This is a genomic window from Bacillus cereus group sp. MYBK216-1, assembly GCF_051916495.1.
In the GTDB taxonomy this organism is placed as follows: Bacteria; Bacillota; Bacilli; order Bacillales; family Bacillaceae_G; genus Bacillus_A; species Bacillus_A thuringiensis_K.
In genome coordinates this window covers 37795-60885 of the sequence record NZ_JBQAGT010000004.1, presented here as the reverse complement: position 1 = coordinate 60885, position 23091 = coordinate 37795, and the positions used below count along the sequence as shown (strand labels likewise).

Below are 23091 nucleotides of genomic sequence, written 5' to 3'. Positions count from 1 at the left end.
AAAGAAAAGGCAACTGTATGTATTTTCTTTATATGAGACAGTTGCCTTTTTGTTACATTACTTTAACTCTTCTAACACTTTTACGATAAAGTTTGTAGAATGAAGAGCTGCTTGATCTAAAAACTGATCAAATGAAACATTTGATTCTTTACCAGCAATATCAGAAAGTGCGCGAATGATAACAAACGGAATTTCATATTGGTGGCATACTTGTGCAACAGCTGCTGCTTCCATTTCTACCGCATAAAGATTTTCAAATTTATCACGGATGGCTGCAACGCGGTTCGGATCACTCATAAATGAATCACCTGTTGCAATCATACCTTTTACAACTTGAATATTTTCTTCAGCCTGCATACATTTCTCAGCTAATGCAACTAACGCCTCATCAGCTTTAAATCCAGGCGGCATTCCTGGTACTTGACCATATTCATAGTTAAATGCTGTTACATCTACGTCATGGTGACGAACTTCAGTGGAAATAACTACATCACCAACGTTTAGAGAGTGATGGAATCCACCTGCTGAACCAGTATTAATTACTTTTTCAGGCTTATATTTTTCTAATAAAATTGTCGTTGACATCGCTGCATTTACTTTACCAATACCAGACTTTAACAAGATTACTTCATGCCCTGCTAATAGCCCTTTCGTAAATTCACAACCTGCAACCGTTTCTGTCTCTGCTTGTTCTAATTTGTCACGTAAAATACGTACTTCTTCTTCCATTGCTCCAATTACAGCAATTCTCAATCTAATCCCTCTTTCTATTGCTTAGTTGCCTCCATTACCCAAACGAAATGATTTAATCTCGTGAACGTTACATGGAAGCCATTGTTTTCAAAAATAGTCTGCATAACTGGAATACGTGTATAGTATTCCGTTTGCAAATCGTTTGCTAACTGGTGGAAACCTCTTTGTTTTGCTGTTTCAACAGTTTTATCATATGCATCTTGATCTGCAAATATCGTATCAGCAAACACTATTTTACCACCTTTGTTTAGCAATTGACTATACTTCGCAATCGCTACATTTTTTTCATCATCTGTTAAATGATGAAATGCATAGGTGCTTACAATGGTATCAATTGAATTTGGAACTTCAAATGAAAGAAAATCACCGTCTGTAATTGAAAATTCTTTTGGCAATTTCTCTTTTGCAATCATGCGCATTTCACGCGACGGTTCTATACCGTAAACTGTGCGGCCAGCAAGTAATAATTTATTTGTTAAATTACCTGTACCGACACCAAATTCTAATACATTACCAAATGACTTGTTAACTACATCCTCTAGAATGTCCTCATAATGGGCGAAAACTTCTTTATATTGTATATCTTCGCCTTGTACAAATGAGTCGTACGTATGAGCCCACTCATCAAATAAACCATTAAATTCTGTACCCATAAAAATCCCCCTTTTTCTTATCGGTTTTATCAGTATGATATTCCCTCTTTCTAAAAATGTCAATTGAAATGTACATGGTATTTCCTTCTTTTCTTTGTTACACTATAGTTGATTACATAGGAGAGGGGCCGTCTTCATGTCATTTACCTTTGAAATGTTAGAAGATAAAGTAGAGTTTTTTGAAGCGGGAGACTTAGCTTCTTTAGAACGAAAAATTAGTGAACAAATTGATAATAATAAAGCACTTATGCTTGAAGTTCATCACATCTCACATCAAATGGTTATGGATCCTGAAAGCAAAAGACCGTATTATAGCGCGGTTGTTCATTTTAAATTAAAGAAATTGCGTTAACAAAAAAGAGAAGCTCCTAAGGAGCCTCTCTTTTTTAGTTTAGAGTTTGAACAAGTACTGGTTTCCAGCCCTCATTGTCTACCCAATCAATATTTACATAATATCTTTTCCCACTTTGCTTATCTTGAACATCACCATAAGCTTTGCTCTTTCCAGTTTTGTCTCTTCCAACAAAATGGAATACTAATTGCTCTTTCGGTACTTCAATACCCGCAGCAATTGCACTTTGCATCTCATTCCAATCTGATGACCCCTGTTTAAACGTCATCGCCGGTGATGAACCTTGTTCTGTTCCTACAGCTTTCCAAGAAGGTTTTGTGTAAGCCTCTTTTGCCTTGGATACAGTTTTTTCAGCTGATACTTTCTCGTTAGCTTTCGCTTCTTCTTCAGCTTTTTTCTGTTCTTCTTCAGCCTTTAACTTCTCTTCTTCAGCTTTTTGCTTAGCTTCTGCTTGCTCTTGTTCTTTTTCTTTTTTCTTAGCAGATTCTTTATCTTCTGATTTTCCAGCTTTCTCATTCTTTGTTGTTTGTTGAGAGACTTTCTTATCAGTAGAAGATGCTTGCTCTTTCGTACTAGGAACGAACAATTGATATGCTACAATAGCTACTAATAGTAATACAATAGCGATTGCAATATTTAAAACACCGTTTTGACGACGTTTTTGTTGTTTCTGTTGGAATCTTGATCCTCCTGCCATTCTCCAAACCTCCATGCAGTTTTTCCTAATTGCTATTGTAACATTAAATCTAGAAAGGTTGAACATTTACAATGATATTTTCATGAAATGAAGACATTTCACTATAAATTGCAAGATTACTTTTCATTCTCCAATTGATAGATTGCTCCTACCATATCTTTAAAAATAGGTGTAACTTTATTCACTTTGCTATCAGTCTCTAGATCAACAACAACTAAAGCATATCTTGGATTCTCATACGGAAAATAACCTGCAAACCAGCGATTCACCCTCGTCCCTTTCCCTGTTTGCGCTGTCCCGGATTTTCCAGCGACACTTAGTGGCAACGAACGGAATGCCGTTCCTGTTCCTTTCTCCCTTGTTACAACGCCTCTTAATAACTCTTGTAATGTTTTCACTGTTTCATACGAAAGCTGTTTTCCATTTAACGTATGACTCTCAAATGTAAAAAAATCCGCTCCATTTTTATATACTATTTTTTCGACAGCTTTCACTTCCATCTTTTCCCCATTCCTCGCAATCGTCGCCATCATATTTGCAATTGCTAGAGGTGATATACGTACATCTTTCTGTCCAATTGCTGTTTGTTCTACCGCTTTTTTACTATTTTTATTTTCTTCATTCCCCCAAATAGTAGTACCCTTTTCTTCCGGCATTTGCTCAAAATGAGGTGTATGAAATACAGAACCTTTCCATCCAACCTTTTCATTTGCTCCTAAAGCTGCTACGTATGTTTCTAGCACCGTCTTATCCTTTTGTAATAGCTCGTTACCTAACTCGGAAAATGTCCTGTTACAACTCCTAGCAAAGCTCTCTTTAAAGTTAAGTGTACCCATCCTAACTTGCGGGTCGTTTTCACCATATAAATCTTTATTACAGTTAAATGTTCGATTAAACAAATTTACTTTTTGATCAATGACTGCAGCTGCAACTACTGTTTTAAAAACAGAGCCTGGAAAATGTGGCGTTAACATTTGATTTTCAAGTGTAGTTTTATATAAATTCTCATCCCTTACTTGTAAAGACGGCTTACTAGCCATCGCTAATATTTCATTTGTCTTTACATCAATTAATACTAATCCCCCCTTCTTTATTTCGTTTGCTTCAATCACTTCTTCTGCTTTTTGCTGCAACTCTTTATGTAAAGTAGTTTGAATCCTAACTGGATAAAATGGATTTCCTGGTGAAGTGTATTTCGCTTGCTTTCCGAAAATTGGTTCTCCTTGCCGATCTACTTGATATAATACTTTTGCCTCTCCATCAGTCAATAGAAATTCATCAAATGATTGCTGTAATCCTGAAATACCTATCGGCGTTTGTTTTGAAATTCTTTTCAATTCTCCATATCGCTTTTGAAACTCCCTTTCGTTCTCCCCTACATCACCAATTAAATGATTTATCTCTCCAGTCTGTTTTAATCGCACTTCAGCTGCTACAATACCTAATACATGTAATTCATTTACCTTCTCCATCTGCTCTCGTGTCACTCGAAATGGAGCAGTTTCTCCTTGTAGTGTAAATGCATTTTTATTATTTTTCATTTGTCTTCTAATCTCTTGTCTCGACACACCAATGATATGCGCGATTTTCTCTAACATGTCATTTTTTATTTGTAAAAATGGAAAAATAATTAAAACAGGATATTTTTCCTCACCTATTTTTTTACCATTACGATCTATAAACTGCCCACGTCCATCGTCTACTGTAATGGATTGTGTGCGTTGCGTAACACTTTTTTCAATTAAATTTATTTTGCGATCAGTAAATGATTCTGTATCTATAATTTGAATTTGGATTAAACGACAAAGCAATACAAACATAACGCTCATAAAACAAATTAAAACAATTGTAATTCTCCGTTTTATTTTCATAAAAAACACCTCGTCTATTGTAGTTTAGACGAGGTACTATTTTATTTATACAATCCCCAAACAAAAACAGATATTATATAAGGTTATTATTGTTTCTTTGGCTTCTCTAAAAATTTCATAAGAAGCGATCTAAATTCAGTTTCATTCACTCCAGTGTTTTTAGCAACTTCAATTACAGTGGTTGTTACATTAGCCGCTATTTTTAAATAATCCTTACTAAGATTATCCATTTCATTTCTTTTTTCTTTTGCATTCTCAACTGTTACAGAATCAATACAAGTAATCATCTTATCTACAATATGTAAATAATTATTTTGTGCATCTATTATTTTTTGAATATCATCTTTATTACTTACTTTCGATTGTTTTAAATATGTATACGCTTGATTCACTTCATCTTTTAAAATTTTATCATTATTCTTCGCCTGTTCTTGTAACATATTCTTCATATCATCTATTGTTTTTTGATCCATCGAATCTCGCAATAAATAATCTGGATTCCCAATTGCGTAATCATACTTAATCGTTACATCTTGAAATATTTTCATGACAATAGCTAATTGATACGCCACATCAAAATCATTAAATTCCTTTTTATCTTGTGGATTTTCTAAGGCTTTTGAACTCTCAGTTGCTTTAATATCCTTTTTTTCTTCTTGCTTTACTTTTTCTCCCTTTGATGATGTAGTTTCTTCATTCGTTCCGCATGCAGCAAGTCCTAATATGGATATACTACACACCAATCCTGTAAAGATTTTATGTTTCATAATTAGCCCCTTTTCCCTTTTAAAACCTATATTCTCCAATTATGATATCAAATCTTAAAGTGTTTTTTTGACATTTTTTGTCGAATCACTCTAAGGTTTACACAATTTTTTTCATTCTACAGAAAAAAAAGATTCTCCCGATAGGAGAATCTTTTTTTTATTTTACAGAGACAATCTCTACTTGCATTTCTCCGCCTGGTGTTTGGATTGTTACTTTCTCACCAATTTGCTTACCTAATAAGCTTTTTGCGATTGGAGAATCGTTAGAAATTCTTCCTTCGAATGGATCAGCTTCCGCGCTACCTACGATTGTATACGCTTCTTCATCTCCGTTTGGTAATTCTTTAAATGTTACTGTTTTACCTAATGTAACAACAGTAGATACTTCGCCAGTATCTTTAATGATAACTGCGTTACGAATCATATTTTCTAATTGTGTAATACGTCCTTCTACGAACGCTTGCTCATCTTTCGCTGCATCGTACTCAGAGTTCTCAGAAAGATCCCCGAAGCTACGTGCGATTTTAATACGTTCTACTACTTCTTTACGTCTTACTGTTTTTAATTGCTCAAGTTCGTTCTCTAGTTTTTGCTTACCCTCTTGCGTCATAGGGTATGTTTTTTCTGTTGACATATTTTCCACTCCTTTTATATACCAATCCCCTGAAAAAAAGAGGAGTTCCATATGAAAACTCCTCCGCTTCCATTGTTAGCGGAGGTTTCTAGTACCCTTGCACTAGCGGAGTTGTCACATACAACCCCGTATTTCCAATTCTTCTTTATATAAAGAAGATATGTATGGAAAGTTGATATAAATATGCCCTCACCTATATATAGATGAGGTTGCATGTTTCATTGTATTCGATAAGAAGGGAAAAAATCCCTTCCTACCGTACATCTTTTACTATGCTATTACAAATTTACTTTTTGTTCAAGAATTGTTGCAATTTTTGTCACCATAATATCAATTGCAACGTGGTTTTGTCCACCTTCAGGGATAATAATATCCGCAAATTTCTTAGAAGGCTCAATAAATTGATTGTGCATTGGACGTACAACATTTACGTACTGATCAATAACTGAATCCATCGTACGACCGCGCTCTTTAATATCACGTTGCATGCGGCGCAGAATACGAAGGTCAGCATCCGTATCAACGAATAATTTAATGTCCATTAACTCGCAAAGACGTGGGTCTTCTAAAATAAGAATTCCTTCTAAAATAATTACATCTTTCGGCTCAACCGGAATAATTTCTTCTGAACGCGTATGCAATGTATAGTCATATACAGGCTTATCAATTTGCTCATATGCAAGCAACTGCTGCAAATGTTCAATTAACAGATCATTATCAAACGCAAGCGGATGATCATAATTTGTTTTTAAACGCTCTTCCATTGGTAAATGGCTTTGATCTTTGTAATAATAATCTTGCTCTAAGATTAAAATAGAATGACCTTTAAAATGGTCAAAAATCGCTTTCGTTACACTCGTTTTACCTGATCCCGAACCACCAGCAATTCCAATTACAACAGGCTTATTCGTCCCCATTCGACTATCACTCTTTCTTATTGAAGTATGCTTTTGCGCATCATATTATTCACATACACTCGTTGATCCACTTTGAATTTCACGATTTGCAACGGATGTCTCGCTGCATCTAATTCGTTTCCATCCTCATCCCAAATTTTCTCCACCGTTTGCGTAAAGTTTTCTATTTCTGGTCCAAAGAACTCCACTTCATGTCCTGGTTTAAAATGATTACGTTGCTCAATCGTTACGATGCCCGTTTCTTCATTATAATCTAACACTAAACCAGCAAAATCATACGTTGTTTTCTTACTATGATTTCCAAACATTTGCTCTTGATGTCCTGGAACCCCTTCAAAGAATGCAGGAGCTGTATCACGATTTGCACATTTATCAAGCTCATCTAACCATTCTTGTTTAAACTCAAAGTTATCTGGATCAGCACAATAAGCATCAATTACTTTACGATATACAGTTGCTACAGTCGCTACGTAATGGATTGATTTCATACGTCCTTCTACCTTTAAGCTATCGATTCCGATTTCAATCATTTTCGGAATTGATAAAATTAAATTTAAATCTTTTGGACTCATCGCAAAGTGAGCATCTCCTTCTTGGAATAGAGGAAGCTCTTTTGCATCTTTATGTTGTGATACTGTTTGAACTAAATCATAATCCCAGCGGCAAGATTGGCAACAACCACCACGATTAGAATCACGCGCTGTCATATGGTTACTTAATGTACATCTTCCTGAATATGCGATACACATTGCACCATGTACGAACGCTTCAATTTCAATATCCACTTTTTCTTTAATTTCTTTCATTTCTTCATAGCTTGCTTCACGAGCTAATACAAGACGATGTAAACCTTCTTCTTTCCAATACTGTGCTGCTTTCCAGTTGGATAGTGATTGCTGTGTGCTTAAATGCACCTCAACAGAAGGCGCTACGCGTTTACAAGTCTCAATGATAAGCGGATCAGCAACGATAATTCCCGTTACGCCAGCTTTTTCAATCCCTTTTAAATATTCCTCTAGCCCGTCCATATTTTCATTATGTGCAAAGATATTTGTTGTTACGTATATTTTTGCTCCATACTTCTTTGCAAACTCAACGCCTTCTGCCATTTCTTCTAGCGTAAAGTTACCTGCATTCGAACGAAGACCAAATTCTTGTCCACCTAAATATACAGCATCTGCCCCGTAATGGATAGCTACTTTTAATTTTTCTAAGTTACCCGCAGGGATTAACAGTTCAGGTTTCTTCACAATAACACGTTTGCCATCGATTACTCGTGAAATTTCTTGTACAGTCATTTCCTACACCCTCCTCGTTTAGTAAACCGTTTCTTTAAAGAAGAATCCTGTATCTAACGGACGATTTACTGGTTGCATTTCTTCTATTTCTTTATATAGATCATCTTTCACGTCATAATATGCATCACGATCTTCTACGCATAAATCAATTGCTTTACGATATTTTTTCGTTACTTCAATAATGTATTCAGAGGTTTTTAGTACTCCGTCGATTTTTAAGCTATCAACTTCAGCTTCGATTAGTTCCTCTAATTCATCGATGAAACAAATATCGTTCGGACTCATAATGTGAGTACCATTTTCATCTTCATAAATTGGATATTTATTGTTACGCTCTGGGTCATATAAGAACATATTCTCTTCATATTTTTTCTTTTCAATGTCTAGATTACGTCCTTGATACTCAAAGTAGTTTCCTACTAATGAACGCTTCGATTGGAACATACAAGTCATACCGTGAATTTGTACTTCCAGTTCCACTTCAGCATTTTCTTTTAAATCAACAATTTCATCTAAGCTCAGCTCACGAGCTAATACAGCACGCTTCGCTCCTCTTTGTCCCCAGTAATTACAAGTGAACCAGTTTGTTGCTGTCGTTTCTGTATTCCAGTGCAACTGCATATTTGGCGCTACTTCGCGAACAGCCATTAATACCGCTGGATCTCCGAAAACAATTGCATCTACATTTACTTCGTTTAAAAATGAAACGTAATCTGTTAATTCTTCTACTTTATCGTTGTGGAACATAGCGTTCATGGCTACGTATACTTTCACACCATTTTCATGTGCAATCTTCACAGTTTGTTTTACATCTTCACGTGAAAACTCCCCTGCTAAACGTAAACCAAACTTTTGCTCACCGATCATTACCGCATCTGCTCCTGCTTTCGCAAGTTGTTCGATATCCGCCACCGCTCTTGGCGTTACTAACAATTCAGGTTTCTTCATACCTTGGTCACCCTCTCTTTTTACTAACAGCTACTCCATCACCAATTGGGAAAATCGTTGTATCGTATCCTTCATGGTTCATAAGCCACTCATTGTACGTCTTAATACGACGGATTAAACCTCGTGTACGTCTGTTTTCAATTTTCTCTTTTGTCGTTACAAGACCGTGATACATAACATTATCTGAAATAATTACGCCACCAGGATTTAATAACGGTTCATATAAGTCAAAAAAGCGACGATACTGTCCTTTTGCTGCATCAATAAAAATAACGTCAAATGTCCCGTGTTCTTTTACTTGTTCACCTGTCTCTAACGCATCACCGTAAATAACTGAAATACGATCTGTTACTGGGGAACGTTCTATATATTCAAGTGCTTTTTCATATCGCTCACGATTGCGCTCAACTGTCACAATACGTGAATTTGGAATAGCTTGCATCATACGAATACTAGAATAACCGATTGCTGTTCCAAGTTCTAAAATGCTTTTCGGTCCAATTAAACGTAAAAATTGCAGCATAAATTCCATTCCAAGTCGATCCATAATCGGCACATGATTTTCTGTTGCATATTCTTCCATTTCAAGAATTAATTTATCTTTCGGATCAATAAATGATAATAGGTACTCGTTAACTGCATCCTCCATAAATGGTCCTCCTTATTTACATGGAGAAGTGCCTCTATGACGTCTTTTCACACATAGAATGCAATAAAAATACAAGCCAGCTTTATCCTTAGCTTGTACGTCCCGTTTTGATATTAAAAACGATTCTTCTGCCAGTTTTTAACCCGATATATTTTACCACAAAAAAGAGGGATGTGCGACTTTTTTCGCTATCCCTCCCCATTTCACTATTTTTTCGTAATGTATTTTTGCTTTAATGCATTATGCTCTTCTAATGTTTTCGCATAGTACACTTCACCACTTGGTGCGGCTAAGAAATAATAATAATCTGTTTGCGCAGGTTCTAACGCAGCTTCTACTGAATGTTTACCAGAGTTTGCGATTGGCCCTACCGGCAATCCTTTTACAACATACGTATTGTACGGTGAGTTGACCTTTAAATCTTCGTATAATACACGTTGTTTATGCTTTCCAAGTGCATATAATACCGTTGGATCCGTTTGAAGCGGCATACCTTTTGCTAAACGATTATAAAAGACACTAGAGATCTTTTGACGATCTGTAAAACCAGTTGCCTCTTCTTCAATAAGTGAAGATAATGTTAAAAGCTGATGAACATCCCAATTCTTCGCTTTCATTTTCGCCTCATTTTGAACAATGATTGCATTTGTTTTCTCAAGCATTGGAATTACAATTTCTTCTAACGTTGTATCTTTCTTATAAAACGAATACGTTGCAGGATATAAATAACCTTCTAATGGGTATTTAATATTACTATCAAAGATTTTATCCGTTAATAACTTCGGATACTTTTGCTGCATTTTTTGAATAAATGCTTTATCGTTTAATTGACGCGTAACATCATCTTTATTCCACTTTAGTTCTGTCGCAATCGTTTCTGCAATTTCAGTTACTTGCGCCCCTTCTTTAATCGTCACTTTATAAAGAGCTGGACGATGCACGTTGCCAGATGACATTTGTTCAATCACATCTTCAGCATTCATTGAAGGATTTAATAAATATGTACCTGCTTGTAAACTTTTCGATTTAGCCTTTGTATAAAAACTAAAAACTGTACCGTTTTTCACAGCACCTTTTTCTTCTAAAATTTCTCCAATTTTACTAGTAGATGATCCCTTTGGAATTTCTACTTCAATCTCTTTTTTATTCCCGCTATCAACTGGTCCTAATGCGGATGAAATATACGCATAGACTGAACCACAAACTAAAAGCAGTGCAATAATCGAAAATAAAAAGATGCGTCTACGCTTCTTTTTCACTTGATTCTCTATCAAAACATTTCCTCCTTACTTAATTGTAGACCGTATGTACACCTTTCTATACAGCACGATGTAAAAACGCTAAAAATTTACTTATCTTTTTTAATTGACACTTTATTTTTCTACAATCCGTCTCATTATACTACAAAGACTTACACAGTTTCGACAAAAAATCTTTCATTTTACATATAAATACAAAAAAAGATGGACTGTATGTCGTCCATCTTTTCAGTACTTATTATTCAGCTTCTTGCTCATCAGCAATAGTGTTAAACGTTTCTTGTACCATTTCCCACTCTTCTTCTGATTCGATTGGAAGTAAAACTCCGCCCTCTTCTTCATTTTGCTCATAAGCCATTGCATCATAAATTGGGTCTCCATCTTCATCTACTTCACCGATTGGAGAGAAGATTACGTATGATTTTTTACCAAATTTGTCAGCATCAAAAGTGAAAATAATTTCACATAAATGTTCGTTACCTTTTTCGTCTACAATTGTAATTTGACGTTCTTCCATTTTGGTCACCTCTTATTTTCTATCTAAAAATCCTTGTAAGATTACGACTGCAGCCATCTTATCGATTACTTGTTTTCGCTTCTTACGACTTACATCAGCTGAAATGAGTAGACGTTCCGCTGCCATTGTTGACAAACGCTCGTCCCACATTACAACGTCTAATTGTAACAGCTCTCGTAGGTTTTCTGCAAATTGTTGGCACGCTTCGCCACGTGGGCCAATTGTACCATTCATATTTTTAGGTAAACCTACTACTATTTTGTCCACATTGTACTGCTTTACTAACTCAGAAATACGATCAAAACCAAAGTGACCTCGTTCTTCGTTAATCTTAATTGTTTCTAATCCTTGTGCTGTCCAGCCCATTTCGTCGCTAATTGCAACTCCGACTGTTTTTGTACCTACATCTAAACCTAATATCCGCATAAACTACTCCTCACGATGATGTTTCAAGTAAGACTTCACAAGCTCTTCAATTAACTCATCACGTTCAAGCTTGCGAATGATGCTACGTGCATCTTTATGGCGAGGTATGTATGCTGGGTCTCCACTTAATAAATAACCGACGATTTGGTTAATCGGATTATAGCCTTTTTCTTGAAGTGCATCATACACAGTTAAAAGTACATCATTTACATGGACACTCTGTTTTTCATCTTGAATGCTAAACTTCATTGTTTTATCAAAACCGTCCATTTCAAGCACCTCACTTATATAGTAAGTATAGGGAGAAGAACTTCTCCTCTCCCTACCATTGTACACTACTATCTCTTTATTTTGAAACAGATTTAACGTACTCTTGTACAAATGCTAAAGCTTCTTCGACTTGAGCTGGGTTTTTACCGCCTGCTTGTGCCATATCAGGACGGCCACCACCGCCACCGCCGCAACGAGAAGCTACTTCTTTCACAAGTTTACCAGCATGGTAACCTTGGCCAATTAAGTCTTTCGTTACACCTGCTAGGATGTTTACTTTATCGTCATTAACAGACGCCAATACAACAACTGCTGACTCTAATTTATTTTTCAGATCATCCATCATCGTACGTAAGTTGTTCATATCTGCAACATTTACTTTCGCTGCTAATACATTCACACCATCAACTGTCATTACAGAATCAGTTAAGTTTCCAGCTTCGATATTGCTTAATTTCGCAGCAAGAGATTCATTTTCTTTTTGCAGTTGTTTCACTTCAGCAAATAGACCATCAACTCTTGTTAAAATATCTTTCGGATTTGTTTTCATTTTTCCTGCTGCTTCTTTTAATAAACCTACTTGATCGTTCATTAATTCGTATGCAGACTTACCAGTTACTGCTTCAATACGACGAGTTCCTGCACCAATACCAGACTCAGCAACGATTTTGAAAATACCGATAGAAGCTGTATTATCAACGTGACAACCACCACAAAGCTCTAAGCTGTAATCGCCAACTTGTACAACGCGTACAACATCTCCGTATTTTTCACCGAATAATGCCATTGCGCCCATTTCTTTCGCTTCTTCGATTGCTTTTTGAGAAATCTCAACATCAATACTTTCCCAAATTTTTTCGTTTACCATACGCTCAATTTTTTCTAATTCGTCAGCTTGTACTTGACCGAAGTGAGAGAAGTCAAAGCGTAGACGTTCAGAAGTTACAAGAGAACCTGCTTGGTTAACGTGTGTTCCAAGTACGTCTTTTAATGCTTGGTGTAGTAAGTGAGTTGCTGTATGGTTCTTCACAACGCTACTACGGTTTTTCGTATCGATAATAGCTTTTACAGCCGCATCTTTCGTTAATGTACCTTCTTCAACAACAACTTTGTGCAAGTTTTGTCCGTTTGGTGCTTTTTGTACATCTTTTACAAGAACTTTCACGCCATCAGCAAGAAGGTAACCACGGTCTGCAATTTGTCCACCGCTCTCAGCATAGAATGGTGTTACATCAAGCATTAATTGTCCTTCTTCACCTGTTTGTAAGCTGTCTGTGTATTCGCCATTTTTCACAAGTGCAACAACGTTACTTTCTGTTGCAACTGTACCGTAACCAACGAATTCACTCGCTACTTTCACTTCTCCAAGGACACCGCCTTGAACTTGCATAGAATCAACATCTTGACGAGCAGCACGTGCGCGCTCACGTTGTTTTTCCATTTCATTTTCAAAGCCTTCATGATCAACAGTCATACCAGCTTCTTCTGCATATTCTTCTGTTAATTCAATTGGGAAACCGTATGTGTCATATAGACGGAACGCATCTACTCCAGAAATAACAGTTGTTTTTTCTTCTTTAGCTTTTGCGATAACTTCAGCTAAAATTGCTTCACCATCATGAAGTGTTTCGTGGAAACGCTCTTCTTCATTTTTCACAACTTTTGCGATGAAATCTTTCTTTTCAAGTACTTCTGGATAGAAGTCTTTCATTACTTCTCCAACAACCGTTACTAATTCAAACATGAATGGACGGTTGATGTTTAATTTCTTCGAATAACGAACCGCACGGCGTAATAAACGACGTAATACATAACCACGGCCTTCGTTAGATGGAAGAGCACCGTCACCAACAGCGAATGTTACTGTACGGATATGGTCAGCAATTACTTTGAATGCCATATCTTTTTCTAAATCGCCATTACGATATTTTTCACCAGAAATTGTTTCTGTTGCACCAATCATCGGCATGAATAGGTCTGTATCAAAGTTCGTAGGTACATCTTGAACGATAGATGTCATACGCTCTAGACCCATCCCTGTATCAATGTTTTTCTTAGGAAGTGGTGTATATGAACCGTCTGGATTATGGTTAAATTGAGAGAATACAAGGTTCCATACTTCTAAGTAACGCTCGTTTTCTCCGCCTGGATATAATTCTGGGTCACTAAAGTCATTACCGTAAGCTTCTCCGCGGTCATAGAAAATCTCTGTATTCGGTCCACTTGGCCCTTCACCGATATCCCAGAAGTTTTCTTCTAAGCGGATAATACGCTCTTTTGGAACGCCCATTTTCTCATTCCAAATTGTGAATGCTTCTTCATCTTCTGGATGGATTGTAACTGATAGTAATTCTTTATCGAATCCGATCCATTTGTCGCTCGTTAAGAATTCCCAAGCCCATGTAATTGCTTCTTCTTTGAAGTAATCACCAATTGAGAAGTTTCCTAACATTTCAAAGAATGTATGGTGACGAGCTGTTTTCCCTACGTTTTCAATATCGTTTGTACGAATTGATTTTTGAGCATTTGTAATACGTGGATTTTGTGGGATTACACGTCCATCAAAATATTTTTTTAATGTAGCTACACCACTATTAATCCATAGAAGAGATGGATCTTCATGTGGAACTAGTGATGCACTAGGTTCTACTGCATGTCCTTTTTCTTGGAAAAAGTCTAAAAACATTTGACGAATTTGTGCGCCTGTTAGTTGTTTCATTGTATTTTCCTCCTTAAATATAAAAAACTCCCGTCCCTATAAAAGGGACGAGAGTTAACTCGCGATACCACCCTAATTATGAATTGATTACAATAACAATCAATTCATCACCTCATGGTGCCGTAACGTGGCAAGACGGCAGTGATTAGCTGCTCTCAGGATTAGCTTTCTGTTACCCTTCATTTAAAGCTTCTTTCAGCCATATGGAAGCTTCTCTCTATAAATGGACTGTAACGTACTTGTTCCGTCATTGATTTAATGTATTATATGACTAAATATAATAGAATTCTCTTAAGTTTGTCAATGTAGATAATCATTTATATTGTATTAATTGCTTATTAATCATAGGTATTCTACTATTCATTCTTAACAGCCTTTTCATATATTATGCGTTTATTAACAAATCGGAATCTCCTTATAAGAATGATTTATAAAAATTTCTAAATATTACTTTTTTTGCTACAATTAAATTATTGTTAATAAAATAAAGGAGCGATCACAATGACAACCTTACTTAACAAAGCTAAAAACATATTAGCGACTGACGAAACGATATTATTTTACGCAGCATGTTCATTAGACATATTTATTTATCGTTCCGTCGCAAGGCCAGGATTGCTAATTTTAACGAACAAAAGACTATTCTTTTATGGGCCAGATGTAAGTAAGAATCCAATATTTGAAGAGTACTCTTTCGCAAAAATTTCTAATTTAAAAGAACAAAAGCGTCTTTTCAACAATCAAATTATATTTATGTATGATAACGAATGGAAAAAAATAAAACATATTCAAACAAATGATGTGAGCTCCCTCATTCAAAAAATACACGAGCAACTTTCTAAATAAATATATGATTAGCCCTCTATTTCTTACATAGAGGGCTTCTATACTTACACATCTTCTTTTTTCAAGAGCGGTCTCACATGAACAATGACAGTGCGAATAACTGCTAAAATCGGAACCGATATTAGCAATCCTACAATCCCAGCTACCTCTCCCCCAACTAGTAAGGCAAGCATAATAATAACGGGATGCATACGAAGTGACTTACCAACGATGTAAGGCGATAAAATGTTACTCTCCACAAATTGCAAAATCGCAATCGTAATCCCCGCCTTAATAAGTAAACTCGTTGATACTGTTGCTGCAATCATTAACGTCGGGATCGCTCCTAAAATAGGACCGAAGTATGGGATTATATCCGTTACCCCAATAATAATGCCAAGCAATAATGGATATTTCATACCGATAAACCAAAAAGAAAGAGCTGATACTCCCCCTAATACTAAACAAACAAATAACTGGCCTCGAATATAACTTCCAAGTGACTTATCAATTTCTTTCGCAAGCATTTGCCCCGTACCTCGCCATTTACTTGGGACTAGTTTCCAAAAGATATGATAAAACTCACCATAATCTTTTAATATGTAAAATACAATGAACGGTATTAAGAAAATAATGAGCAATGAATCGAGTACACCACGAGCTGTACTCATCACTTTATTTAAAAGCGCTTGAATCTTCGTTTCCACACCCACAAAAAGTTGCTTCACCTTTTCATGAATGAACGAAGGGAAATTCGCTGTTTGTTCTGTAACGCCATCCATCCACGAATCGTACATCTTTGTAAACTGGGGAAATTGTTCATTAATCTCTTGTAACTGTTTAATAACGACTGGTGTTCCTTTATAAATCCCATAACCAATTCCGCCAAAGAAAAGGATATAAATGAGCAAAATGGCAAGTGTACGGGGCATCCCTTCCTTATGAATTTTTTCAATTAAAGGGTGCAATAAATACGCAATAAAACACGCGATAAGAAACGGCGTGATTGCTACTTTAAATACAAAAATAATCGGTGCCCATAGCGGCTTAATTTTTAAAAAGACGAGCAGACAAAGAAAAACAAGTAACAATAATCCTAAACGATATATCCAAATGATTTTAAGATTCTTCACATGAAAAACCTCCTCCACCTTTATTTTGAAAATAAATGGGGTAGGTTATGTGCGAAACTTTTAAAATCTTTTCATACGGACCATACTGTTTTTTAAAGACGTACATATAAATAACATAACAAGGACAACCACCCCTGAGAATACAGCATGAATTAATATAATCAGGAGGGCTAATTATGGTTTTGTTTATGCTTGGATTATCAGCACTTTTTATGATTCTTGAATGGATTTGTATCGGGTTCGGTATTTGGAAGGGGTTCTTTATTCATTCCTCACGTAAAGAAAAAGCGAAGCAATTATGGCAGTATGGAATACTTGGCGTTGGCTGCTACGGTCTATCTTATCTTTTCTCAGAAATCGGACTTTTTTATTTACATATGAGTGCATAAAAAAACTCCCTTGTCTATAAGGGAGTTTTTCACTTTATCGAAATGATTATAAGTAAGACTTAATCATCTTACGTGCTTTTTTCATATTGCGTTTTGAAAATACATCTTGTTTACGAGCATATTGATATGCTGCAGCTCCAACACCTAATGCGATTAATGAATTGCGTAGATTCAAAGTAAATCCCCCTTTTCGTTATCCGATCGTTCTTTCATTCTCATCAAATAAATCATCAAGAGAGCTTAATGAACCGTCTTCCTCAACTTGATGTGTATGGATTTTCCCCTTTGAAACCGATAATTCGATATAACAATTCCAGCAATAAAATTGGTTGACACCTATTTTTCCAATGTCTTTCCCTTTGCAATTTGGACAAATGAACATATGGCTTTCATCTCCTTACAGTCTCCCAGATTCTATTCGCCATTATGTCCAAACTGCATTCATTTATACATTGCTGGAGCCTTTCAACGCTATGCGTTTGAAAGTTTCACTATATAATTTCACCTTGTTACATGAAATCATACGGTGAAATGTTTTCCACGTCCATTTCCTCGCCATTAACTGTGACCATCTGTACTTCTCCTTGTGATTCTTGCAAGCGACTAGCTAAGGTTGTTTGACGCATTGCATCATCAAGGCGATTTACACCAGATTGGAAAGCTGCTTCCTCTCCGCAAATAATAAGGAACTTCTTACTTCTTGTAATGCCCGTGTAAATTAAATTACGACGTAACATACGGTTGTAACTCCTCACGATTGGCATAATAACAATCGGAAATTCACTACCTTGTGATTTATGAATGGAACAACAATATGCATGCGTAATTTGATTTAAATCGGGCTTCGTATACGTTACCTCAATTCCATCAAACGAAACGATAATCATATCTTGTTGCTCAACGTTTTCTTTCGCATAAAACACCGAAACAATTTCCCCAATATCACCATTAAACACTTGGCTCTCCGGCTGATTCACGAGTTGCAGTACTTTATCGCCTCTTCGGTACACAACATCACCGTAAGCAATTTCTTTACTCTTTTCCCTCTTCGGATTAAATACTTGTTGCAGCGCTTCGTTTAATACATTAATACCAGCAGGCCCGCGGTACATCGGTGCTAATACTTGTACATCTCTTGCGCTAAAGCCTTTTGTTTTAGCATTTTCACAAACTTTTTTCACAACCTCAACAATTTGAGCTCCTGTACAGCCGATAAATGAACGATCTTTTTGATTTTGTGCTAAATCTGGTGGTAGAGTTCCATTTTTTATCGCATGGGCAAGTTGAATCACTGATGAGCCTTCCGCTTGACGATAAATTTCAGTAAGCTTCACTGTCGGAACTGCGCCTGCATTTAATAAATCTTTTAATACTTGTCCAGGTCCTACAGATGGCAACTGATCTTCATCACCTACAACGATAACTTGAATGTTCGTCGGCAACGACTTAAATAGCTGATTTGCAAGCCAAATATCAACCATTGAAAATTCATCGATAATAAGGAGCTTACCTTGGACAGGATCCGTTTCATTACGCTGGAACGATCCTTCTGGCGTCCAACCAAGTAAACGGTGAATTGTGCAAGCTGGAAGTCCTGTTGATTCACTCATTCGCTTCGCTGCTCTTCCTGTTGGAGCTGTTAATAGTATTGGAAATGGATTATCATCACTGTATTCATTCGGATTTAACGATAACCCGTGTAGTGATGCATACATTTCAACAATCCCTTTAATAACTGTTGTTTTCCCTGTTCCTGGTCCACCTGTCAATAACATCATCGGTTTATGAAGTGCCGTTTGAATTGCTTCTTGCTGAAACGGTGCATATTGTACGTTCAGTTGTTCTTCAATTTCACCTAACGTTTTTAACACTTCTGCTTCTGGAAATGAAGGTGTTTCTTCTTGATTCATAAGCCTGCGAATAGACTTTACAACACCTTTCTCAGAGTAGAATAACGTTGCTAAATACACTCGTTCTTCTTCTATGATGACTTTCCCTTCGCTTTGCATCGTTTCAATACAACCTATAATATCTTCCTCAGTCACTCTTCCTTCTTGATTGTTTAAAAGTGACATCGTTTCTCTTACAAGTTGATCTTTCCTCATATAAACGTGACCAAGTTGTAATGAGACATTCTCTAATGTGTAAAAACATCCTGCGCGTACACGGTCGTCATGATTACCCGATATCCCTAACGCACGCCCTATATCATCCGCTCTTCCAAAACCAATCCCATCCACTTCTTCGATAAGTTGATACGGATTATTACGAATCACTTCTAATGTCATCTCTTTATATTGCTGGTAAATCTTAATAGAAAGTTTCGTTCCAAAACCGTAGCCATTTAAAAAGCTCATTACTTTCTCTAGCCCTTGATGTTCAACAATTGTCTCATATATTTCCTGAGCCTTTTGTTTATTAACAACACCATTTAATGCCTCAGGGTCATCCATAATTTTCGAAATAGCATGTTCTCCGAGATGGTCCACAATTTTTTCAGCTGTACGCTTTCCTATCCCTTTAAATAAATCACTCGCTAAATATTGCACCATACCTGCTTTTGTTTGCGGCAATTCTTTTTTAAATGTTTCAACCATATATTGTTTTCCATACTTTGGATGGTCCTTAAAGTGACCTGTCAATGTAAACACTTCATCTTCATGCATGCGGGGAAAATGACCGTTTATCATTACTTTCTTTTCGTCATATGTTTCATTCGTTTCAATGACTTTCATACTGACAACGGAATAGAGGTTTTCTTCGTTGTGGAAAATGGTATGAAGAACTTGCGCTTTTATAAACTTTTTCTCTTCCTCAAACAAATCCATTGCATGTTGATTTCCCATCTTTCCTCTCCTTTCCGATATTTTCACTTTAATGAGCAGTACATCCCCCACCTTTTTAGATGAGGGATAACTACCCATTAAACTATATTTTTATCTTATTCAGCTTCTTGCTCTAATAAACGAATGCCATTCCCCGCTAAAAAGTGATCTGGCTGAATTTCAGTTGCTTTCTTAAATAAAGCGAGAGCCTTCTCATTATTTTCCTCAAATACGTACGCAACACCTAAATTGTAATACGCATCTGCATGCTCTTCATCCATTTCTAATACCTTTTCAAAATAAGGTTTCGCCTCTTGAATGTGTTCTAGTCGCGCGAAGCAAAGTCCACACTGGAATACAGCTTCTACATCGTTTTCATCTAATTCTGTTGCTCTTTGTAAGAATGGTAGTGCAAGACGATCATTTCCAAGCTGCACATGTGTGATACCTACCATAAATGTTACATCAGCTGATTGTAACCCAGCTTGCATTGCTTGTTCAAATACAGCTTTCGCCTCATTAAATTGCTCTTGGCCGTAATATACGTTTCCTAAACCATAATAGGCAGCTGCAGATTTATCATCTAACTCTAGTGCACGTTTATAAAATAAAATCGCTCGCTCACTATCACCTAATACGTCTAATAAATTTGCAAAATTAATGTATCCCAGCGCATCTTTCGGATTTTCTTCGATTGCTTCTGTAAAATTTTTAGCTGCTTCTTCCCAATTTCCTTCTTGCATATATTGAATACCTGTTTCAAGTTTGTTTGACATGTCCTTCACCTCTACAACAAATTATAACAAAGAATGTATTTTCCAAGCGAACGAAAATTCGCTTTATGTAAAAGAAACCTCTAACCGCTAATCGGCAGAGGCTTCTCGTTTATCCTAAATAATCCAATTTCTTACCACTACGGTATACTTCATCAATTGTAGCACCGCCTAAGCACTCATCTCCATCATAGAAAACGACTGCTTGTCCTGGTGTAATTGCACGAATTGGCTCATCACAAAGAATACGAACTGTATTTTCATCAACGATTTGAACCGTTACTTTATTGTCTTCTTGACGATAACGGAATTTCGCCGTGCACTTAAATTCTGTTTCTTTTTCTTTGTTACTTACCCATCCTACATTGGTGGCAATAACTTCATCACCATATAGAAGTTCGTTATGGAATCCTTGATCAACATATAAAATGTTTTCTTTTAGGTTTTTCCCAACAGCAAACCATGGATCACCATTACCACCAATTCCAAGGCCATGACGTTGTCCAATTGTATAATACATTAAACCGTCATGCTTCCCTTTCACTTCACCAGATAATGTTTGCATTACACCTGGTTGTGCCGGTAAGTAGTTACTTAAGAAATCTTTAAAGTTACGCTCACCAATGAAGCAAATACCTGTACTATCTTTTTTCGCCGCTGTCGCTAAACCAGCTTCTTTCGCCATTTCACGAATTTGCGGTTTCTTTAATTCACCTAACGGGAACATTGTTTTTGATAATTGCTCTTGGCTTAATTGATTTAAGAAATATGTTTGATCTTTATTATCATCAACACCGCGAAGCATTTTATATTCGCCGTCCATATAAGCAACGCGTGCATAATGGCCTGTTGCCACATAATCCGCACCAAGCGCAATTGCATGCTCTAAAAATGCTTTAAATTTAATTTCTTTATTACACATTACATCTGGGTTTGGTGTACGACCAGCTCGGTACTCATCTAAGAAGTACGTAAATACTTTATCCCAGTATTGTTTTTCAAAGTTTACTGCATAATACGGAATACCAATTTGGTTACACACTTCAATTACATCATTGTAATCTTCTGTTGCTGTGCAGACACCATTCTCATCTGTATCATCCCAGTTTTTCATAAAAATTCCGATTACATCATAACCTTGCTCTTTTAATAAAAGTGCTGCTACAGATGAATCGACGCCACCGGACATTCCGATGACAACGCGTGTTTCGTGAGGTAGTTTGTTCATCATGTCACCTCCCATGCTAATTTTGTGTTAATCGCTTCACGATTTTCACTGTTTCGTACGCCGCTTTTTCAATTTGCTCTTTCGTATTTCCAAGTCCAAAACTAAAGCGTACGGATGAACGTATTTGATCGGAGTCTTTCCCAAACATCGCTACTAATACATGTGATGGATCAATCGAACCAGCTGTACAAGCAGAACCACTTGATACTGAAATGCCAGCTAGGTCTAAGTTCACAAGAAACGGTTCAATGTTCATTCCTGTAAAACTTATATTAAGTACATGCGGTAAGCGATGTTCTAAGTTTCCGTTTACCTCGAAAGTAATGCCTTCATTTTTGAAGACAGATACCATTATATCTTTAAACTCTTCATATTGGGCATTTTTTTGCTCACGAGTTTTTTCAGCTATAAGAATTGCATGCTGAAGCCCAGCAATACTAGGAACATTTTCCGTACCAGCACGGCGTTTTCTTTCTTGCTCTCCGCCTATTAATAACGGTTCAAATTTCACATTTGCACCAGCGTATAAGAAACCTATACCTTTTGGCCCATTAATTTTATGAGCTGAAATTGATAATAAATCAATACCAAACTCTTTCACATTAATTTCTACTAAACCGTAAGCTTGTACCGCATCTGTATGGAAATACGCTTGATGCTCTTTTAACAGCTTTCCTATTTCCACAATCGGTTGCATCGTCCCTACTTCATTATTCCCAAACATAACAGATACAAGAATCGTCTTTTCTGTTAATGCCTTTTGTATGTCAGAAACTTGAATGCGCCCTGTTTCATCGACAGGTAAATATGTCACTTCAAACCCTTCACGCTCTAACAATTCGCACGTATGCAAAATCGCATGATGTTCAATTTGCGTCGTTATTATGTGGTTACCTTTATGACGATTCGCACGTGCTACACCTATAAGCGCTAAATTATCAGCTTCTGTACCACCGCTCGTAAATATAATTTCATTCGGATTCGCATGAATGCTGCGTGCACACACTCGTCTCGCCTCATCTACTGTGTGACGAGTTTGACGTCCATAAAAGTGAATACTAGACGGGTTCCCGAATATTTCTGTCATATATGGAATCATCTTTTCGACCACTTCTGGGTGAGTCGGAGATGTCGCAGCATGATCTAAGTAAATGCGTTCCATTAAATCTCCTTCTTTCCAAATCGTTT

General features: G+C 36.6%; 25 protein-coding genes and 1 other annotated feature. Of the genes, 3 read left to right on the top strand and 22 right to left on the bottom strand.

The window, feature by feature from the left end:
• Positions 1 to 57: 57 nt before the first annotated feature.
• Together mtnN and ACTFRH_RS14690 are read right to left on the bottom strand one after the other, a co-directional pair.
• A complete protein-coding gene (gene mtnN, locus ACTFRH_RS14695) occupies positions 58 to 753 on the bottom strand; it encodes a 5'-methylthioadenosine/S-adenosylhomocysteine nucleosidase (protein ID WP_001217024.1) in 696 nt (231 codons plus the stop codon).
• 14 nt (positions 754 to 767) lie between these two features.
• Positions 768 to 1406, bottom strand: a complete 639-nt coding sequence (locus tag ACTFRH_RS14690) for a class I SAM-dependent methyltransferase (protein ID WP_000536315.1) — start codon at positions 1404 to 1406, stop codon at positions 768 to 770.
• A gap of 136 nt (positions 1407 to 1542) precedes the next feature.
• Between ACTFRH_RS14690 and ACTFRH_RS14685 the strand changes: the two genes are divergently transcribed.
• Positions 1543 to 1758 (top strand): YrzA family protein, encoded by a 216-nt coding sequence (locus tag ACTFRH_RS14685; protein WP_000010984.1) that lies wholly within the window; start codon positions 1543 to 1545, stop codon positions 1756 to 1758.
• 34 nt (positions 1759 to 1792) lie between these two features.
• Here ACTFRH_RS14685 and ACTFRH_RS14680 read toward each other — a convergent pair whose 3' ends face one another.
• From ACTFRH_RS14680 to alaS, 13 genes are all read right to left on the bottom strand, one after another.
• Positions 1793 to 2455: a YrrS family protein gene (locus ACTFRH_RS14680; RefSeq protein WP_000897101.1), complete on the bottom strand. Its 663-nt coding sequence runs from the start codon at positions 2453 to 2455 to the stop codon at positions 1793 to 1795.
• Positions 2456 to 2571: 116 nt separating this feature from the next.
• Entirely contained in the window at positions 2572 to 4326 is a 1755-nt protein-coding gene (locus tag ACTFRH_RS14675) for a peptidoglycan D,D-transpeptidase FtsI family protein (protein WP_000695154.1), read from the bottom strand.
• An 86-nt stretch (positions 4327 to 4412) separates the two neighbouring features.
• Positions 4413 to 5093, bottom strand: coding sequence for a hypothetical protein (locus tag ACTFRH_RS14670; RefSeq protein ID WP_000680878.1), 681 nt, complete (start codon positions 5091 to 5093; stop codon positions 4413 to 4415).
• A gap of 157 nt (positions 5094 to 5250) precedes the next feature.
• On the bottom strand, positions 5251 to 5727 hold the full coding sequence (gene greA, locus ACTFRH_RS14665; RefSeq protein WP_000102591.1) for a transcription elongation factor GreA: 477 nt from the start codon (positions 5725 to 5727) through the stop codon (positions 5251 to 5253).
• A gap of 278 nt (positions 5728 to 6005) precedes the next feature.
• Positions 6006 to 6644 carry a uridine kinase gene (gene udk, locus ACTFRH_RS14660; RefSeq protein WP_000537078.1) on the bottom strand — a complete coding sequence of 213 codons (639 nt, stop codon included), beginning with the start codon at positions 6642 to 6644 and terminating at the stop codon, positions 6006 to 6008.
• 17 nt (positions 6645 to 6661) lie between these two features.
• The gene (locus tag ACTFRH_RS14655; protein ID WP_000217974.1) at positions 6662 to 7942 is read right to left on the bottom strand and encodes a peptidase U32 family protein; all 1281 of its coding nucleotides are present in this window, start codon (positions 7940 to 7942) and stop codon (positions 6662 to 6664) included.
• An 18-nt stretch (positions 7943 to 7960) separates the two neighbouring features.
• The gene (locus ACTFRH_RS14650; protein WP_000742808.1) at positions 7961 to 8890 is read right to left on the bottom strand and encodes a peptidase U32 family protein; all 930 of its coding nucleotides are present in this window, start codon (positions 8888 to 8890) and stop codon (positions 7961 to 7963) included.
• 7 nt (positions 8891 to 8897) lie between these two features.
• A complete protein-coding gene (locus ACTFRH_RS14645; protein WP_000389102.1) occupies positions 8898 to 9539 on the bottom strand; it encodes an O-methyltransferase in 642 nt (213 codons plus the stop codon).
• A 206-nt stretch (positions 9540 to 9745) separates the two neighbouring features.
• Positions 9746 to 10813 (bottom strand): endolytic transglycosylase MltG, encoded by a 1068-nt coding sequence (gene mltG / locus ACTFRH_RS14640; RefSeq protein WP_000572137.1) that lies wholly within the window; start codon positions 10811 to 10813, stop codon positions 9746 to 9748.
• Between the two features lie 223 nt (positions 10814 to 11036).
• Positions 11037 to 11315, bottom strand: a complete 279-nt coding sequence (locus ACTFRH_RS14635) for a DUF1292 domain-containing protein (protein WP_000392730.1) — start codon at positions 11313 to 11315, stop codon at positions 11037 to 11039.
• 12 nt (positions 11316 to 11327) lie between these two features.
• The gene (ruvX, locus tag ACTFRH_RS14630; RefSeq protein ID WP_001221192.1) at positions 11328 to 11741 is read right to left on the bottom strand and encodes a Holliday junction resolvase RuvX; all 414 of its coding nucleotides are present in this window, start codon (positions 11739 to 11741) and stop codon (positions 11328 to 11330) included.
• A 3-nt stretch (positions 11742 to 11744) separates the two neighbouring features.
• Positions 11745 to 12011, bottom strand: a complete 267-nt coding sequence (locus ACTFRH_RS14625; protein ID WP_000348590.1) for an IreB family regulatory phosphoprotein — start codon at positions 12009 to 12011, stop codon at positions 11745 to 11747.
• A 76-nt stretch (positions 12012 to 12087) separates the two neighbouring features.
• Positions 12088 to 14730, bottom strand: coding sequence for an alanine--tRNA ligase (gene alaS / locus ACTFRH_RS14620; protein WP_000811846.1), 2643 nt, complete (start codon positions 14728 to 14730; stop codon positions 12088 to 12090).
• Between the two features lie 40 nt (positions 14731 to 14770).
• Positions 14771 to 14990: a binding site (T-box leader), on the bottom strand.
• A gap of 241 nt (positions 14991 to 15231) precedes the next feature.
• On the opposite strand from alaS, the gene ACTFRH_RS14615 reads away from it, so the two are divergent.
• Complete coding sequence (locus ACTFRH_RS14615; RefSeq protein ID WP_000209463.1) at positions 15232 to 15576, top strand: PH domain-containing protein; 345 nt, start codon at positions 15232 to 15234, stop codon at positions 15574 to 15576.
• A 44-nt stretch (positions 15577 to 15620) separates the two neighbouring features.
• Here the strand turns inward: ACTFRH_RS14615 and ACTFRH_RS14610 are convergent, their stop codons facing one another.
• Positions 15621 to 16688: an AI-2E family transporter gene (locus tag ACTFRH_RS14610; RefSeq protein ID WP_000793128.1), complete on the bottom strand. Its 1068-nt coding sequence runs from the start codon at positions 16686 to 16688 to the stop codon at positions 15621 to 15623.
• A gap of 176 nt (positions 16689 to 16864) precedes the next feature.
• On the opposite strand from ACTFRH_RS14610, the gene ACTFRH_RS14605 reads away from it, so the two are divergent.
• A complete protein-coding gene (locus ACTFRH_RS14605; protein WP_000242536.1) occupies positions 16865 to 17077 on the top strand; it encodes a hypothetical protein in 213 nt (70 codons plus the stop codon).
• Positions 17078 to 17123: 46 nt separating this feature from the next.
• Here ACTFRH_RS14605 and ACTFRH_RS14600 read toward each other — a convergent pair whose 3' ends face one another.
• The 6 genes from ACTFRH_RS14600 to ACTFRH_RS14575 form a co-directional block, all read right to left on the bottom strand.
• The gene (locus ACTFRH_RS14600) at positions 17124 to 17252 is read right to left on the bottom strand and encodes a YrzQ family protein (RefSeq protein WP_001053553.1); all 129 of its coding nucleotides are present in this window, start codon (positions 17250 to 17252) and stop codon (positions 17124 to 17126) included.
• Positions 17253 to 17270: 18 nt separating this feature from the next.
• The gene (locus ACTFRH_RS14595; RefSeq protein ID WP_000469281.1) at positions 17271 to 17459 is read right to left on the bottom strand and encodes a hypothetical protein; all 189 of its coding nucleotides are present in this window, start codon (positions 17457 to 17459) and stop codon (positions 17271 to 17273) included.
• A 127-nt stretch (positions 17460 to 17586) separates the two neighbouring features.
• Complete coding sequence (recD2, locus tag ACTFRH_RS14590; protein WP_000528087.1) at positions 17587 to 19923, bottom strand: SF1B family DNA helicase RecD2; 2337 nt, start codon at positions 19921 to 19923, stop codon at positions 17587 to 17589.
• A 95-nt stretch (positions 19924 to 20018) separates the two neighbouring features.
• Positions 20019 to 20678: a tetratricopeptide repeat protein gene (locus ACTFRH_RS14585; RefSeq protein ID WP_000066405.1), complete on the bottom strand. Its 660-nt coding sequence runs from the start codon at positions 20676 to 20678 to the stop codon at positions 20019 to 20021.
• Positions 20679 to 20787: 109 nt separating this feature from the next.
• On the bottom strand, positions 20788 to 21903 hold the full coding sequence (mnmA, locus tag ACTFRH_RS14580; protein ID WP_001038010.1) for a tRNA 2-thiouridine(34) synthase MnmA: 1116 nt from the start codon (positions 21901 to 21903) through the stop codon (positions 20788 to 20790).
• A gap of 16 nt (positions 21904 to 21919) precedes the next feature.
• Positions 21920 to 23065 (bottom strand): cysteine desulfurase family protein, encoded by a 1146-nt coding sequence (locus ACTFRH_RS14575; protein ID WP_000439895.1) that lies wholly within the window; start codon positions 23063 to 23065, stop codon positions 21920 to 21922.
• Between the last annotated feature and the right edge of the window lie 26 nt (positions 23066 to 23091).

Coding starts and splice junctions, on each gene's coding strand:
- ACTFRH_RS14690 (WP_000536315.1), bottom strand. CDS start 1,406: ATGGGTACAGAATTTAATGGTTTATTTGATGAGTGGGCTCATACGTAC.
- ACTFRH_RS14635 (WP_000392730.1), bottom strand. CDS start 11,315: ATGGAAGAACGTCAAATTACAATTGTAGACGAAAAAGGTAACGAACAT.
- greA (WP_000102591.1), bottom strand. CDS start 5,727: ATGTCAACAGAAAAAACATACCCTATGACGCAAGAGGGTAAGCAAAAA.
- mnmA (WP_001038010.1), bottom strand. CDS start 21,903: ATGAACAAACTACCTCACGAAACACGCGTTGTCATCGGAATGTCCGGT.
- ACTFRH_RS14585 (WP_000066405.1), bottom strand. CDS start 20,678: ATGTCAAACAAACTTGAAACAGGTATTCAATATATGCAAGAAGGAAAT.
- ACTFRH_RS14670 (WP_000680878.1), bottom strand. CDS start 5,093: ATGAAACATAAAATCTTTACAGGATTGGTGTGTAGTATATCCATATTA.
- ruvX (WP_001221192.1), bottom strand. CDS start 11,741: ATGCGGATATTAGGTTTAGATGTAGGTACAAAAACAGTCGGAGTTGCA.
- udk (WP_000537078.1), bottom strand. CDS start 6,644: ATGGGGACGAATAAGCCTGTTGTAATTGGAATTGCTGGTGGTTCGGGA.
- ACTFRH_RS14595 (WP_000469281.1), bottom strand. CDS start 17,459: ATGTTCATTTGTCCAAATTGCAAAGGGAAAGACATTGGAAAAATAGGT.
- ACTFRH_RS14645 (WP_000389102.1), bottom strand. CDS start 9,539: ATGGAGGATGCAGTTAACGAGTACCTATTATCATTTATTGATCCGAAA.
- alaS (WP_000811846.1), bottom strand. CDS start 14,730: ATGAAACAACTAACAGGCGCACAAATTCGTCAAATGTTTTTAGACTTT.
- ACTFRH_RS14615 (WP_000209463.1), top strand. CDS start 15,232: ATGACAACCTTACTTAACAAAGCTAAAAACATATTAGCGACTGACGAA.
- ACTFRH_RS14680 (WP_000897101.1), bottom strand. CDS start 2,455: ATGGCAGGAGGATCAAGATTCCAACAGAAACAACAAAAACGTCGTCAA.
- ACTFRH_RS14625 (WP_000348590.1), bottom strand. CDS start 12,011: ATGGACGGTTTTGATAAAACAATGAAGTTTAGCATTCAAGATGAAAAA.
- ACTFRH_RS14650 (WP_000742808.1), bottom strand. CDS start 8,890: ATGAAGAAACCTGAATTGTTAGTAACGCCAAGAGCGGTGGCGGATATC.
- ACTFRH_RS14575 (WP_000439895.1), bottom strand. CDS start 23,065: ATGGAACGCATTTACTTAGATCATGCTGCGACATCTCCGACTCACCCA.
- ACTFRH_RS14685 (WP_000010984.1), top strand. CDS start 1,543: ATGTCATTTACCTTTGAAATGTTAGAAGATAAAGTAGAGTTTTTTGAA.
- ACTFRH_RS14675 (WP_000695154.1), bottom strand. CDS start 4,326: ATGAAAATAAAACGGAGAATTACAATTGTTTTAATTTGTTTTATGAGC.
- recD2 (WP_000528087.1), bottom strand. CDS start 19,923: ATGGGAAATCAACATGCAATGGATTTGTTTGAGGAAGAGAAAAAGTTT.
- ACTFRH_RS14605 (WP_000242536.1), top strand. CDS start 16,865: ATGGTTTTGTTTATGCTTGGATTATCAGCACTTTTTATGATTCTTGAA.
- ACTFRH_RS14655 (WP_000217974.1), bottom strand. CDS start 7,942: ATGACTGTACAAGAAATTTCACGAGTAATCGATGGCAAACGTGTTATT.